General features: G+C 69.4%; 11 protein-coding genes. 3 read left to right on the top strand and 8 right to left on the bottom strand.

Annotated features, from left to right (window positions below):
• Positions 1–16 precede the first annotated feature (16 nt).
• Positions 17–715 carry a hypothetical protein gene (locus tag C6V83_RS01455; RefSeq protein ID WP_105940895.1) on the top strand — a complete coding sequence of 233 codons (699 nt, stop codon included), beginning with the start codon at positions 17–19 and terminating at the stop codon, positions 713–715.
• Positions 716–908: 193 nt separating this feature from the next.
• Here the strand turns inward: C6V83_RS01455 and C6V83_RS01450 are convergent, their stop codons facing one another.
• From C6V83_RS01450 to C6V83_RS01435, 4 genes are all read right to left on the bottom strand, one after another.
• Positions 909–2,027: an N-acetylmuramoyl-L-alanine amidase gene (locus C6V83_RS01450; protein WP_105940894.1), complete on the bottom strand. Its 1,119-nt coding sequence runs from the start codon at positions 2,025–2,027 to the stop codon at positions 909–911.
• Positions 2,028–2,225: 198 nt separating this feature from the next.
• Positions 2,226–2,564 (bottom strand): thioredoxin, encoded by a 339-nt coding sequence (trxA, locus tag C6V83_RS01445; protein ID WP_105940893.1) that lies wholly within the window; start codon positions 2,562–2,564, stop codon positions 2,226–2,228.
• Between the two features lie 28 nt (positions 2,565–2,592).
• Positions 2,593–3,534 (bottom strand): thioredoxin-disulfide reductase, encoded by a 942-nt coding sequence (gene trxB / locus C6V83_RS01440; RefSeq protein ID WP_105940892.1) that lies wholly within the window; start codon positions 3,532–3,534, stop codon positions 2,593–2,595.
• An 83-nt stretch (positions 3,535–3,617) separates the two neighbouring features.
• On the bottom strand, positions 3,618–3,893 hold the full coding sequence (locus tag C6V83_RS01435; RefSeq protein ID WP_105940891.1) for an anti-sigma factor: 276 nt from the start codon (positions 3,891–3,893) through the stop codon (positions 3,618–3,620).
• A 122-nt stretch (positions 3,894–4,015) separates the two neighbouring features.
• Between C6V83_RS01435 and C6V83_RS01430 the strand changes: the two genes are divergently transcribed.
• Entirely contained in the window at positions 4,016–4,345 is a 330-nt protein-coding gene (locus C6V83_RS01430) for a hypothetical protein (protein WP_105940890.1), read from the top strand.
• 34 nt (positions 4,346–4,379) lie between these two features.
• Here C6V83_RS01430 and C6V83_RS01425 read toward each other — a convergent pair whose 3' ends face one another.
• Positions 4,380–5,075, bottom strand: coding sequence for a TetR/AcrR family transcriptional regulator (locus C6V83_RS01425; protein ID WP_105940889.1), 696 nt, complete (start codon positions 5,073–5,075; stop codon positions 4,380–4,382).
• 104 nt (positions 5,076–5,179) lie between these two features.
• On the opposite strand from C6V83_RS01425, the gene C6V83_RS01420 reads away from it, so the two are divergent.
• Positions 5,180–6,109, top strand: a complete 930-nt coding sequence (locus tag C6V83_RS01420) for a sterol desaturase family protein (RefSeq protein WP_105943633.1) — start codon at positions 5,180–5,182, stop codon at positions 6,107–6,109.
• Positions 6,110–6,312: 203 nt separating this feature from the next.
• On the opposite strand, the gene murJ is transcribed toward C6V83_RS01420, so the two are convergent.
• The 3 genes from murJ to C6V83_RS01405 are packed head-to-tail and all read right to left on the bottom strand — an operon-like array spanning position 6,313 to position 13,662.
• Complete coding sequence (gene murJ / locus C6V83_RS01415) at positions 6,313–10,239, bottom strand: murein biosynthesis integral membrane protein MurJ (protein WP_407646221.1); 3,927 nt, start codon at positions 10,237–10,239, stop codon at positions 6,313–6,315.
• On the bottom strand, positions 10,236–12,704 hold the full coding sequence (locus C6V83_RS18470) for a DUF6049 family protein (protein WP_105940888.1): 2,469 nt from the start codon (positions 12,702–12,704) through the stop codon (positions 10,236–10,238). Before C6V83_RS18470 ends, murJ begins: the two co-directional genes overlap by 4 nt.
• Entirely contained in the window at positions 12,694–13,662 is a 969-nt protein-coding gene (locus C6V83_RS01405; protein ID WP_105940887.1) for an NUDIX hydrolase, read from the bottom strand. The genes C6V83_RS18470 and C6V83_RS01405 overlap by 11 nt, the downstream gene beginning before the upstream one ends.
• Positions 13,663–13,711: the final 49 nt, after the last annotated feature.

The following is a 13,711-nucleotide window of genomic DNA, read 5'->3' as shown; positions in this document are numbered from 1 at the left end:
GGGATGTGAGACGACGATGGGTGTGACCGTGCGGGCATTGGAGCTCGACGGATTCGAGAGCCTCCCCCGGCACACGCGCCGGTGCGTCTTCTGGGAGATGGACCCCGAAACGGCCACGGACACGCTCGATGCCGCCCTGAACGGCTCCCTCGGCGGATTCGAAAGCGAGTTCGACAAAGAGGCGTGGATCTCCGGTCTGCTGTTGGAGTGGGGCAGCTGTTGCCAGATCGCCGTGGAGGCGACCACCGGCCGCGTGGTGGGCTCCGCCTTTTATGCTCCCCCTGGCAGGGTGCCGCGGGCGAAGCGGTTTCCCACCGCACCGGTGAGCGCCGACGCGGTCCTGCTGACGACGATCACGACCGAGCCTGGATTCGACGAAGCCGCTGCACTGCTGCTCGACGCGGTGGTGGCCGATGTGGTGGGGCGCGGCGTCCGCGCGATCGAAGCCTTCGGGTACACGGGCTCGGATTCGGAGCTGGCCGGGGACCTGGTCTCCCTGCTGCTCGGCGGAGGTGTGGCCGGCAACGTGTGCTCGGACTGCATCATGCCGACCGGCTTCCTGGAGCAGTCCAGCTTCGAGGTAGTCGCTCCCGATCAGTACCTCCCCCGGCTGCGCCTGGACCTCCGCGAGGGACTGGGCTGGAAGATTCAGGTGGAGCGGGCGCTCGAAAAGCTGGTCGTCGCGGAGAGCATGGCGCTGCAGAGTAGTTGCTGATGCGGACGAGGCTTGGTTTCACATGAAACCGCGCCCCGCCGTTCGATCTCGACTCCGCTCGATCATCGAGAGGTCGGCTCGATCATCGAGGGTCGGCTCGATCCTCGAGGAGGCCGTCGCTCGGTCGTCGAGGAGTACCCTACGATGATCGAGCGGAGTCGAGATCAGCCGGAGACAGCACTGACGGCCAGGCTCAGTACGGGAGTTCTTCGGCCGCAAGGAGATCGGCGAACGTGTAGGTGCCCGTCGGGCGGTCGTTCTGTCCTTGAAGATAGAGCCGCTTGACGGCCACCAGAATCGCCTCGGCGATGGTGTCGCGATACTCGGCGGTGCTCAGCAACCGCGCGTCGTTGGGATTGGTCAGGTAGCCGACCTCGAGGATCACCGCCGGCATCCTGGTCAACCGGAGGAGTGGCCACGTGCGCTCGTGCGCCCGGCCGTCGAGCAGCGGTGTGCGGGCCACCACCTCGCGCTGGATGTATCCGGCGAGGTGCCGGCCGATGGTCGAATACGACCCGTGATGGTTGCCGAAATAGAAGGTCGCGGTGCCGTTCGCCCGCTGATTCCGGTAGTGCCCGAGACGGAGCGCGATCACCAGATCGGCGTCGATGGTGTTGGCGACGGTGGCCTTCTCGTCGTCGGAAGGAGTCGCCGTCAGGTCGTGCGACAGGGTGGTGTTCATCCCGGCGGCCGCCATCCGGCCCTCGAGCCGGGCCGCGAGATCCCACAGGATGGTCTTCTCGGTCTCCGGGGCGTCCTCACCGAACGGATCGATGACGATGCGCTTGCCGGCCAACTGGGGCCCGGAACGACGCACGTGCTCCTCTTCGCGGATGGCGTGCGGCGAGCCGCCCGTGACGCGCGACCCGAGGCGGTTGAGCGAGAGCAGCGTCGCCGGTCCGCAGATGCCGTCGGAGGCCAGACCGTACTCGGCCTGATACAGGCACACCGCGCGATGAGTGTCCTCGCCGAAAGTGCCGTCGACCAGACCGTGGTAGTAGCCGAGATTCTGCAGTCTCCCCTGCAGGGTGGCCACGTCGTCACCGGTCATGGGCGCGGACAGACGGTAGGTGAGCACCCGGCTGCCGAGTCGGTACGACGCTTCGCGGAGCGCGGCGTACGTCGAACGACCGCAGACACCGTCGACGATCAGTCCGCGCTGCTGCTGGAATGCCCGAACAGCCGTGGTACAGGCTTCGTCATAGGCGTCCTCGCCTCCCGCGGTCGACTCGGGAAGCAACCCGAGTCCGCTGAGAATGGTCCGGACTTCGGCGACGCCGGACCCACGATCTCCCGGACGCAACGTTGCCATGTAGTACCCGCTTTCCTGATCGCTTCCGCCCCGCACGACTCCCCGACGGACAGCCCCGCACTGCGGCCCCATTGTCTCAGTTCCGCGCCGGGTGCGACAAATGATCCGGGCCTTCTGTCACTTCCGGTCAGCGTACCGATCGGGTGAGACCGAAGGTCCGTCGAACGGCCCTTCCGTGCGCGTGATCAGGTGCGACGGTCAAGCGTCGGCGCCGAGAACCGGGGCCAGCTCGCGCAGGATGAAGCTCTTCGACTTGGCACCGCGGATGGTGGCGACCACCTCGCCGCCGGAGAACACCATCATCGTGGGGATCGACATGATCTGGTACTGGCCGGCGACACCGGGATTCTGGTCGATGTCGACCTTGGCGACGGTCAGCGCGTCGGCGTTGTCCCGGGCGATCTCGTCGAGGACGGGCGCAACCATCTTGCAGGGGCCGCACCACGGCGCCCAGAAGTCCACCAGGACCGGCTTCTCGGATTCGAGAACCTCGGACTGGAAGGTCGTGTCGGTGATGTCGACGGTGTGTGCACCCATGGGTTGCTCCTTGTGGTCGAAGGTGTCGTCAGGATTCTTGTGCGGCGAGCCAGCGCTCGGCGTCGATCGCTGCGCTGCAACCGCTGCCGGCGGCGGTGATGGCCTGCCGGTACGTGTGGTCGACGAGGTCGCCGCACGCGAAGACGCCGGGCAGATCGGTCTGGGTGGACCGGCCGTGGACCAGCACGTAGCCCTCGTCGTCGACGGCGACCTGATCGCGCACCAGTTCACTGCGCGGGTCGTGACCGATCGCCACGAACATGCCGGTGGCCTCGAGCGGGCGCTGCTCGCCGGTTCGGGTGTCTTCGATGATGAGCTCGGTGACACCGTCCCCGCCCTTGACCCCGGCGACCGTGGCGTTGGTGAGGAACTCGATCTTCTCGTTGTCGCGCGCGCGCTCGAGCATGATCTTGGAGGCCCGGAACTCGTCGCGACGATGGATCAGCGTCACCTTGCGCGCGAACTTGGTGAGGAAGGTGGCCTCCTCCATCGCCGAGTCGCCGCCGCCGACCACCACGATGTCCTGGTCCTTGAAGAAGAAGCCGTCGCAGGTGGCGCAGGCGGAGACGCCGCGGCCGAGGTAGTCCTGCTCGCCGGGGACGTCCAGGTAGCGGGCCGCCGCACCCATCGCGAGGATCACCGCCCGGGCGCGGAACACCTCGCCGGCCACCTCGACCTCTTTGATCTCACCGGTGAGGCGGAGGGCGTCGACCTCCTCGGTGCGCAGGTCCGCACCGAAGCGCAGCGCCTGTTCGCGCATCTCGTCCATGAGATCCGGTCCCTGGATGCCGGCCCGGAAACCCGGGAAGTTCTCCACCTCGGTGGTGGTCATCAGGGCACCGCCGAAAGCCATTCCCTCGAAGACCAGGGGCTTGAGTTCGGCGCGGGCGGCGTAGATCGCCGCGGTGTAGCCCGCCGGGCCGGAGCCCACGATGATCAGGTCGTGGATCGTCGTGTCGGTCTCGGTCATCAATCCTCCGTGGAGCGGTGTCGTCGTGCGGGCCAGCAGGCTCAGGCAGCGTGCGGCCTGGCTCGTCTGCGTTCAACACCAGCCTAGGGGCTGATGTTCCCGAGGTCGCCAAGCAGGGCCTGCAGGCGCTCGTCGACGGCCGGCGGCAGGTCGGCGACGGTCGTGCCGGCCGCCCGCAGCTGTGCGCGGGTGGCAGCCAGTGCGTCGAGGATCCGCTGTGCGCGCGGATCGTGCGGAAGGCACCGGGTGATGTGGTCGGCGACGGCGGCCGGCAGCGCCTGCGCGTCGTATGCGGCCAGCAGTTCGGGAGCGAACGGGGGCTCGGGCAGTGTGCCGCCCAGCGAGTTCGGAGAGTTCATTTCGCCTACCGCAACTTCCGCATCCTCCGGCCGTTTCCCCCACCCTAGTCGGATGCACCGGGCCCCGGTAGGTTCCTTCGGGAACGGCCGATCCTCACGGGCGGCGGCGAGAGAGGACGACGATGAACGACGACGACGCACCGCAGCAGACCTGGCGAGCCCGCCGGCCGGTCGGACGCGGCCTCGCGGCGGGCGAGCTTCAGCTCACGCGGACACACGTGGTCTTCGAGCCGAAGGGCCTTGCCGCGCGCGTCGACGGACTTCGCTTCTCCGTGGCGGTGAAGCACCTCGTCGCGGCCGGAACGGTTCCGGGCTCAGGCGGCTGGTTCGCGCGCAAGATCGATCGGCTGTGCTTGACCCTCGGCGACGGCTCCCAGTGGGAGTTCGTCGTCGACGACCTCCCCGGCGCGGTGGAAGCGATCCAGGGTCGACTCGCCCAGCCGGGGCGGTAGTGCTGCGGCCGGTCAGTTCTGGAAGAGCGGCCGGTCAGTTCTGGAAGAGATGCTCGTAGGTTCCGACGAGCATCTCGGTGATGACGTCGTGGATGGCGTCGACGGTGAACATGTCGGGACCCGCGTCCGGGCTGATCGGAGTGGCGGCGGCCATCTGCCAGTCGACCAGCAGTTGGGTGATGGCCCCGACCAGACCGATGGCGGCGAGCTTCTGGCGTGCGGTGTCACCGTCTCGGGTCCCGGCGAATCCGAGGATCAGGTCCGCCCACTGGTGAATGGCGCCGATCCGGAGCCGTTCGAGGGCCGGGCTCACGCCGACCACCTCGATGAGGATCACCCTCGCCCGCCGCGGATCGACGGTGAGGGTCCGCAGGAAGGCCCCGAAGGCGGTGCGGGCCAGACCGGGGACCCGCTCCGGGTCAATCGCTCCCCCGTCGGCGGCGTCCGGGAACTGGTCCAGGTACTCGACCGCGGCGGCGGTCGTCGCGGTCTGCAGGTCCTCGAAGCAGTACCGGTAGACCGCGTGCAGCAGCGCCTCGCGGTCGGAGAACGATTCGTAGAAGTACCGCTGAGTGAGACCGGCCTGATCGCAGATCCGCTTCACCGGCACGTTCGGGTAGCCCTCGGTGCCGAAGAGTTCGAGGCCGGCTTCGATCAGTGCGGCGCGGCGGTGCTCTCGCCGCTCCTGGGCACTCACACCTCCGTAAACGCGTTCGGTCTCCTGTGTCACCGGTTCAGTCTATGTGGGCGAACTTCCGGCGCCGCTCTAGACCGGCGTCAATGTGACACGCTATAGTGTCAGAACTGACCGCGACGATCGTCCCCGAGGTGCCCATGCTCGACGTCCTCGACTTCCTGCCCGCCGCCATGCGCGAACCCACCGTGCTCGCCGTCCCCTTCTTCGCCCTCATGCTCGGCCTGGAGTTCTTCGCCGCGGCCCGCCTCGAGGACGTCGACGACGACGGCCGCGCCCCGCAAGGCGCGTACCACAAGCGCGATACCAAGGCCTCCCTCTGGATGGGCGTCGTCTCCATCGGCACCTCGGCGCTGAGCAAGTTCGTCGCGCTGTTCGCCTACGTCGCGATCTTCACCTACCTCGCCCCGTGGCAACTCCCGATCTCCGCCTGGTACACCTGGGTGATCGGCTTCGTCGGGCTCGACTTCCTCTTCTACTGGGAGCACCGGATCGCCCACCGCGTCCGGCTGGTCTGGGCGACCCACCAGGCGCACCATTCGAGTGAGTACTTCAACTTCGCGACCGCCCTGCGGCAGAAGTGGAACAACTCGATGAGCATGATCATGTGGACCCCCCTCGTCTGTCTGGGGGTGCCGCCGGCCGTCGTCTTCGCCTGCTACTCGCTCAACCTGATCTACCAGTTCTGGATCCACACCGAGCGCATCGGAACGATGTGGCGACCGTTCGAATTCGTCATGAACACGCCTTCCCACCACCGCGTGCACCACGGCAGTGATCCGGAGTACCTGGACAAGAACTACGCCGGCACCTTCATCGTCTGGGATCGGATGTTCGGGAGCTTCCAGAAGGAGCTCTTCCGTCCCCACTACGGACTCACCAAGCCCGTCGGCACGTACAACATCTGGAAGCTGCAGACGCACGAGTACGTGAGCCTCGGGCGCGACGTCGCGTCCGCTCCGCGTTTCCGCGACAAGCTCGGCTACATCTTCGGGCCGCCCGGGTGGGCGCCCGCGGCGGTCCGGGCCGAGCGGCACGCCGAGCAGGCCCGGGAGCAGTCCGCCGCCTAGCGCCATACCGCCACGCTCTGGAACAGGTTTGGCGAGCGCCCTCTGGCCAGGAGTGCGGGTGCGCGGGTGATTTCGAGTCGCAGCGCCCCTCCGCACGACACGCGTCCTGTTGCCAGACAGGCGGGCATTCTCGCGAGATGTCGCGTGGCGAGGACTAGTAAGACCGAAGATCACCCGCGCGCCCGCCCACGCACGGACAGGCGCTAGCGTCCACGGAACGACACCTGGTCGATCACGGCCTGGTAGTACCCCTGGTCGTTCTCCGGGAGCTCGGTGATCCAGACGACGAGGTACGGCGAGTCCGCCGGACTCTCCAGGGTCAGCGTCGTGGTGCGGCGGCTCACCGTCCCACTGCCGACGACCGACGTCGCATCGATGTTGGTGACCGCCCGCTGCGCGGTGCGCAGCTCTACGTCGATCCCGGGTGTCTGGGTTCTGATCTGCACGGTGGACACCGTGGCTCCGGCCGGGAGCCGGAACACCAGGCCGAGGCCTTCCCGGAGACCGCCGAATCGACCAGTCCCCCGGTAGTCCGAAGTGCGCCAAGCGGGTTCGCGCCCACTGATCAGGTTCGGCAGGTTCTCAGCGGCCGTGGTGTCTTTGTCCGCGATCGGATCGAAGAGCGAAACACTGCGCGGCACAACGCGTTCGGCCTCGTTCTGGGGTGCCGTGGCCGGGGCCGACTCGGAGGTTCCCGGATCTCCGACGAAGGACTCCAGGTCGTTGGCTTGGTCGTCGGCGAAGGGATTCACCAGCCAGAGGATCAACGCCATCAGCAGGAAAACGAGGAACACTCCGGTGCCGATCAGCAAGGCGCCGTTGCGTTTTCCGGCCTCGCCTTCGCCGAGAAGGCGCTGTTTGCGGGTGCGGCTGATCGGGGCCACGGAGATCGGCGGGTCGTCGGCGACACGAGGAATCACATCGGTGGCCAGATCGACCACAGTGGCCTGGTCGAGGATGTGCTGAACGGTGCCCGCGGTGCGGATTCCGGCGCCGCCCTCGAGGGCCCGGGTGGCGACGGCGGAGATCTCGAACGGGATCTCCTGCTTCACCTTGATCGGTGGAACGGGCTGGCCCTTGCGTTCGACGTCGGGGGCGGCCGGCGGGAGCCCGCCGACGGGGCCCTGCCGGTCCTGCGCGGTGGTCACCTCGCGGCCGGTGGCTCCGTCGAGCGCCCACGTACCGAGCAGCAGCGCGTACAGGACGGCGCCGAGGCCGCGGACGTCTGAGGCACGGTCGTCGCCGGAGAACACGGCCGGGAAGGCCAGCACCGCGTCGCCGTCGCGGCTGACACGGATCCGGTCCGGGTGATCGATGGACAGCGCCGCACCCGCGCGATGCGCGGCCTCGGCACCTGCGGCGAGGGCACGGACCGCACGTGCCGCACCGGCTGCCGACGGGGACGCCTCGGCCACCTCGGCGAGCGAGGAGCCCGGTACCCACTCGGTCACCACGATTCCGCCCGAGGCCGCGCGCACCACGTCGAGCACTCGTGCGACACCCGCGGTGTGCAACTGCCCCAAGCGGCGCGTCCGGTTGAGGATGGCCTGCGGCCCGTCCGGATCGGCGTCGTGGTCTTCGGGCCGGTACGGCGGTGCCGTCTGTTCCGGGTCGACGAAGGTGAGTCCGACCTCGCGGTTCAGCTGCGAGTCTTGCGCCTTCCAGAACTGCAGGCCGCGGGTGCCGCCGCACGCTTCGAGCAAGCGGTAGCGACCGCCGGCGACGACGGCGCCCGGTGCCAGGCGGGGTCCGCGCGGCCGGTGCGGCGGCTCCGCGTTCGCCGGGGGCGTCTGGCTCATCGGATCTGATCCTGTCGGTACGGTTGCTGGCTGGGCTGGTCGGGCGGACGGGGCTGCTTCGGCGGGCGGCCTGCTGTCGGAGGCGGCTCCGGGGCGTGACCGGTGCGGTGTCCGGTGCACGCGCGTGGGCAGCTGAGACGGGAGGTAGTCCGGATCGGCTCCGATCCGCGGGAGGACCATGGTCTCGCCGGCTGCGCCGCCACTGGTGACAGCGTACGACTGCCAGGTGGCCGAGCCGCGGTCGAAGCGTCGTCGCACCTCGACTTGACCCGAGTACGGGACCGCCTCGTCGTGCCCGATACGCGGGAACTGCACGGTCATGGTGGTCGAGTCCGGTACCGGCCGCGCGGCCTCCTTCGGGGCCAGGCGCGGCACGAAGCGGCCCACCAGGCGCAGCACCGAGTTGCTGATGGTCACCATGTCCGGGATCCGGAACGCGATGAGCAACAGATAGATCACCGACAACACGACCACAGCGGTGATCGCGAGGTACAGCAGCGAGACGATCTTGCCGCCGTGGGTGGCCATCCGGTCGACATGCGTGAAGCGGGCGACGGCCCAGACGGCGCCGGCCACGGCGATCGAGACCGCGAGGGTGAGGGCGGAGGGGTTGAGCACGTCGCGCATCCGCCCTCGGTCCAGCGCCCGGTACAGCAGATACTGACCGACCAGCGCGCCGACCAGGTAGCCCAGGCCGTTGGTCAGGAAGAGCCAGCGAACCACCAGGTCGGGGTCGTCGAACAGGACCGGGCCGAGGTACGAGGTACCCACCTTCACGATGGTGATGCCGAGCACCATGAGCGTCGGTGTCCAGGCGTCCTCGCGGGCGTAGAACACGCGGAGCTGGACGAGGGTCATCGCGTACGGGATCAGCGTGAATGCGCCCCACGCGAGCACCGAGCCGAGCTGGGACGCGTCGCCGGTGCTGTAGTCCCCGAAGTGGAAGACCGCGACGCCGATGGCCGGCCCGAAGAAGGTCATGAAGGCGACGGTCGGCACCAGCGCGAGCATCGTCAGCCGCGTGGCCAGTGACATGTCGTCGATCACCGCGTCACGGTTTTGCGAAGCCGCACTGCGAGACAGCCGGGGCATGATCGCGGTGAGGATGGTGACGCCGAGGACCCCGTACGGGAGCTGGAGCAGCTGCCAGGCTGTCGCGTACGCGGCGATGCCCCCTTCGGTCGCGGCAGCGGCGATGCGGTAGGTGATGACCAGGCCGACCTGCAGGATCAGGACGTACATGATGATCGCCACCGCCATGTTGCCGAAGCGGCGCAACCGGGCGTCGATGCCCCACTTGAGGCGGAGCCGGACACCGGCTTTGCGCAGGTACGGCAGCAGGATCGCGGCCTGCACGATCACGCCGAGCGTGGTGCCGACGCCCAAGACGAGGAGCTTCGGATCGCTCATCCGCACCGGATTGAGGGTGATCTCGCCGGGCATCGCCGCGAACAGGACCAGGGTGGCGATCTGGATGATGTTGTTCAGCACCGGCGCCCAGGCACCCGGTTTGAAGACGTTCTTGACGTTCAGGATCGCCATGAACAGCGCCGACAACCCGTAGAACAGGATCTCCGGGAGCAGCAGGTAGGCCAGCGCGGTGACCAGCGGTTTATCCACCTTGCCGTCGCCGACGTTCATCGCTGTCAGCAACGGTGCGGCGATCACCGCGAGGACGGTGGCCGCGCCGAGGATGAGGACGGTGATCGTGAATATGCGGTTGATGAAGTCCTGGCCGCCGTCGGGGTCCTCGGCCTCGGCCCGCACCAGCACCGGAATCACGATCGCGGTGAGCACCGCGCCCAGGACCACTTCGGCGATCATGTTCGGCAGCACATAGGCCGCCTGGAACGCCGACGCCAGTCCGGCGCCGAGCATGCCCAGCACCAGGACGGTCCGGATGAAGCCGGTGATCCGGCTGATCAGGGTGGCGATCGCGATGGACCCGCTGGTCCGCATCACCGAGGAGTCCGAATCGTCGGGGCCGTCGCCGGCCCGCTGGGCCCGGGTCCTCGTCTCGGCTCGGACGAGCTCGTTCTCGGCGGCGATCTGCGTGGTCTCGAGCATCGCGGGCGTCGCCGCCTCCGACAGCGATCCCCCAGGCCGGTGTGCGGTCCCTCTGAGCCGCGGCGGGATCCGCTGCGGTCCGGCACGTTTGGCCAGGTCGCCGGCGGTCAGGCGCTGTCGGCCCGGGTGCTCCGGGTCCTCGTTCGTCTGACTCTCGTTCGTCTGACTCTCGTTCGCCTGACTCTCGTGGCGGCCCGGTGCGGGCGGCTGATGTCTCGGCGGGTGCGGCTGTGCGGGATCCGGCCGTTCGCGTCGGTCGCTCATGAGTCCTCCCGATCGCCGGTCTGTTCCCGGGCCAGATCGACACGGCGTGAGTACGGGGTCGACGCTGCCAGACGGATCTCCTCCGCGCCGGGTTCCGGACGATCCTCGTCCGCCGGATCCGGCTCGCCCCGGAAGCGGTGCCACAGGCGCCGCCCGGTCAGCAGCACCAGCGCGACCGCCGCGGCGATGGTGATCCAGAACAGGGGCTTGCCGTACGCGTTCGAGTAGATCTCCAGGGACACCGGCTCGCTCAGCGGCACACCGGTCGAGGTGAACATGCCGATCTGGACCGTCGCACGTTCCGACGACGACGCGTGGGTCGGGATCTGGATCTGCCGGGTACCCATCGGCGGGATCTCCTGGACGCCGACGTCGCCGACGTTGAGCGCGTCGGGCGCATCGATCTCCAGTCGCACCCGTACCGGAAGGGCCAGGTCGTTGCGGACGATCAGCAGCAGCGGACTCCGCTCGGAGGCGAGGGTGTAGCGGCCACCGGGATCGAGCAGTGAGACGGCCTTCTTCATTCGCCCGAGCGTCGATTCGACCGCGCCGATCCGTTCCTCGCGCAGCCGCCGCGTGCGTTCGAAGTCCTGTCCTTCGGGGGTGCTCATCGCGCGGAGCGCGTCCTCGTTGAGCGGAGCCAGGTAGGCCTGCGGTGTGGTCACCATGTCGCGCGCCCCGACCAGTGAGGTCTGCCATTGCGCGGTGAGCGCCAGGTTCGCGCGGATGCGTGCGGCGTCCGACGACGTGAGCGGAAGTCCCTGTGCCATCGGGCCCTGTACGTCTCCGGGCGTCGCCAGCGGAGCGGTCTGTTCGGTGTGCGGCAGCGCCGAGGACAGTTCGCCCAGCGGCAACTCGCGGGCGGTCCCGGATGCCAGCAGCAGCGCGGCGGTGTCGATCAACGACTGTGCATCCTCGACGGTCGGCGACCAGTACGTCGGCGGCATGATGAACGCGCTGCGGCCGGTCACCGGGCTGCCGATCTCGCCGGCGGAAACCGACGGCACGGTCAGCATCGGATACGCCAATGCAGCGATCGCGGCTTGTCGCCGGCTCACCGGCGACTCGCGGTTCAGTTCGGGCTGCTGCCAACCGGGGATGATCGAGGGCACCACCGGCCGGGCCCCGGCGGCGCCGAGCGCGGCGGTGACGGGGGCGTCGTAGGTCTGGATCGCGACGGGACCGGAGCGGTACCGGCCGCTGGCGGTGGTCACCGTGGGCTCCACGGACGACGACGCGATCGCCGCGGTGGTGCGGTCGGCGGCGGCGAGCACCGAGCGGCCGCGCGCGGTGAGGGTGCCGATCGCGGGCAGTGTCGGGCCGCGCAGGGATTCGACGCCGAGGAGGCGGTCGACCAGGTCGGCGGCGCCGTCGAGGGCCGCCGTCGTGGTCGGCGCGTCGTCCAGGACGCCCAGCGAGTCCAGTCCGGCTTGTGCGAAAGGCAGCGCGATGACGCACAGCCTGCCCGCGAGGGCCCGGAGGTCGGCCATCCAGGTGCGGGCCGCCTGCTGCCCGGTGCCCGGCGCGGTCGGCGCGCGAGGATCGGCGGCATCCTCGCTGACCACGTAACCCTGCGTCATGGCGTTGACGGTCACCAGCAGGTCCGGATCGACGGCGACGCACAGGCTCTGTCGTACGCGCTGGTCGGCGTCCTCGCCGGTCAGTCGCTGCAAGACGGTCAGCTGCCGGCCGAGGCGGCCTTCGGGCTTGAGCGATTCGGCGAGCTGGTCGCTGATCAGGCGCACCGGCTCGGTCTCGCCCCCGAGGATGCCGGGAGCCAGCTGCGGGGACGCCGACAGCGGCCAGATCATCGTCAGCGCAGCCGGCGAGGAGTCGTCGGGGGCGAGCGAGCCGTCGCGGCCGATGCGCGCGTCGCCGGTCCCCCAAGCCGGGTCGACGAAGCCGGTGGCGCGCTGGGCGTCGGCCGGAAGGGAGAGCACGGGGAGCAGGGTGCGGGACTCCGCCACCTGGATGGTCCCGACCGCTTCGGGCGCACCGAGGGCGGCGACCTTCAGCGGATAGACGCCGGTCTGGCCGATGCGCAGGCCGTCGGGCCCACTGACCGGCGTGTCGACCGAGAACTCGGCGGTCGCGCCGGGCGGCAGCCGGTCACTGACCCGCTGGGGCGACGTCCGGATCGGGAAGGCCGAGTCGGGCGCCATCAGCGAGGTGCGCAGGCCGACCGCGGTGCGTATCCGATCGCCGATCTGCAGGCGGATCCGGAGATCGCTCATCGGCCGGTCCGAGGTGTTCTCGATGCGCCCGCTCACCCGGACCACGTCGCCGTCGGCACTGGTCACCGTCGACGGCGTCAACTCGGTGATCGTCAGTCCGGCGTACTCGGTGTCCTCTGCGTGCGCCGGCCCGGACGTCTGCGGAGCCGCCCCGAGCCCCAGGACCAGAAGCACGATGGCGACCACGGCGCCGAGGACGGCGGCGATCCGCCGCACCGGATCAGTTCGCACCGTCGGTACGGGTCGCCGTGCCGCCGCGCCGCGGTCGTCGGCGCCGCCGTCGAGGCTTCGCGGGCGTCGGCTCGTTTCGACGCTGGTTGCGGGCGGCTGCGGCTTTCTCATAGTCGTTCGGCTCGGTCCGGTTGGCCTCGGCTTCGGACTGCGCCAGCCGAGCGGGGTCGCTGCGGAGCTCGGCGATCACCGCCTCCGCGGTGCGGGCGAGCCGTCGCTCGTCAGAGTACGTGAGCCGGCGCGGCAACTCCGGTAACGGCACCCACGCCACCGCGCTGACTTCGTAATCGGCATCGGAGAGTTCGCCTCCGGTGCAGCGGAGCAGGAAATGGTGCACGGTCTTGTGGATGCGCCGGCCCTCGCTGACGAACCAGTAGTCGATCTTGCCCAGCGGCGCGACGACGCTGCCCGTGATGCCGGTCTCCTCCGAGATCTCCCGGATCGCCGTCTGCTCGGCGGTCTCGCCGGTCTCGATGTGCCCCTTCGGCAGCGACCACATCATGCGGCCCCGGCGGTCGATCCGTCCGATCAGCACCGCCTTGAGCTGGTCGTACGGCTCGTCGAGATTGGTGAGCACCAGGCCGCCCGCCGAGGTCTCGCGCACCGTGCGCAGGCGCGGGCCGGAACCCGGACTCGGCGCCGCGGCGGAGCCGGACGAACGGCGCCGGGTCTGCGGCATCGCCGCCGGGGTCCCCGCCTGTTGCTTGCGGCGCGGTTTCACCAGGTCTGACGGTTTCGGGCCGGCCGCCGGCTGGCCTTCGCGGGGTCGATCGGCGCCGGGCGCACCGTCCTTCCCGGCGGCCGCCGCCTGGGGATTCTGCTGTTGACCGCCGTTCTTGCCGCGGCGACGGCCACGTCGTCGGCCGCGGCGGCGCCGGGGGCGCGGGCTTTGCGGGTCGCCGGAGGCCGGACCGTCGTTGGCGACGTCCGGTCGGCTCACTGGCGACTCAGCAGACACACCACGACTCTATCCGCTTGTTACCCGCTGTTAGCTCAGGCAGTCGGTC

It is taken from the genome of Gordonia iterans (assembly GCF_002993285.1).
In the GTDB taxonomy this organism is placed as follows: Bacteria; Actinomycetota; Actinomycetes; order Mycobacteriales; family Mycobacteriaceae; genus Gordonia; species Gordonia iterans.
This window is presented reverse-complemented; position numbering and strand designations above follow the sequence as displayed.

Bases quoted from the DNA above. Each gene is read 5' to 3' on its own strand.
- C6V83_RS01420 (WP_105943633.1), top strand. From the start codon at position 5,180: ATGCTCGACGTCCTCGACTTCCTGCCCGCCGCCATGCGCGAACCCACC.
- murJ (WP_407646221.1), bottom strand. From the start codon at position 10,239: ATGAGCGACCGACGCGAACGGCCGGATCCCGCACAGCCGCACCCGCCG.
- trxA (WP_105940893.1), bottom strand. From the start codon at position 2,564: ATGGGTGCACACACCGTCGACATCACCGACACGACCTTCCAGTCCGAG.
- C6V83_RS01450 (WP_105940894.1), bottom strand. From the start codon at position 2,027: ATGGCAACGTTGCGTCCGGGAGATCGTGGGTCCGGCGTCGCCGAAGTC.
- C6V83_RS01430 (WP_105940890.1), top strand. From the start codon at position 4,016: ATGAACGACGACGACGCACCGCAGCAGACCTGGCGAGCCCGCCGGCCG.
- C6V83_RS01435 (WP_105940891.1), bottom strand. From the start codon at position 3,893: ATGAACTCTCCGAACTCGCTGGGCGGCACACTGCCCGAGCCCCCGTTC.
- trxB (WP_105940892.1), bottom strand. From the start codon at position 3,534: ATGACCGAGACCGACACGACGATCCACGACCTGATCATCGTGGGCTCC.
- C6V83_RS01455 (WP_105940895.1), top strand. From the start codon at position 17: ATGGGTGTGACCGTGCGGGCATTGGAGCTCGACGGATTCGAGAGCCTC.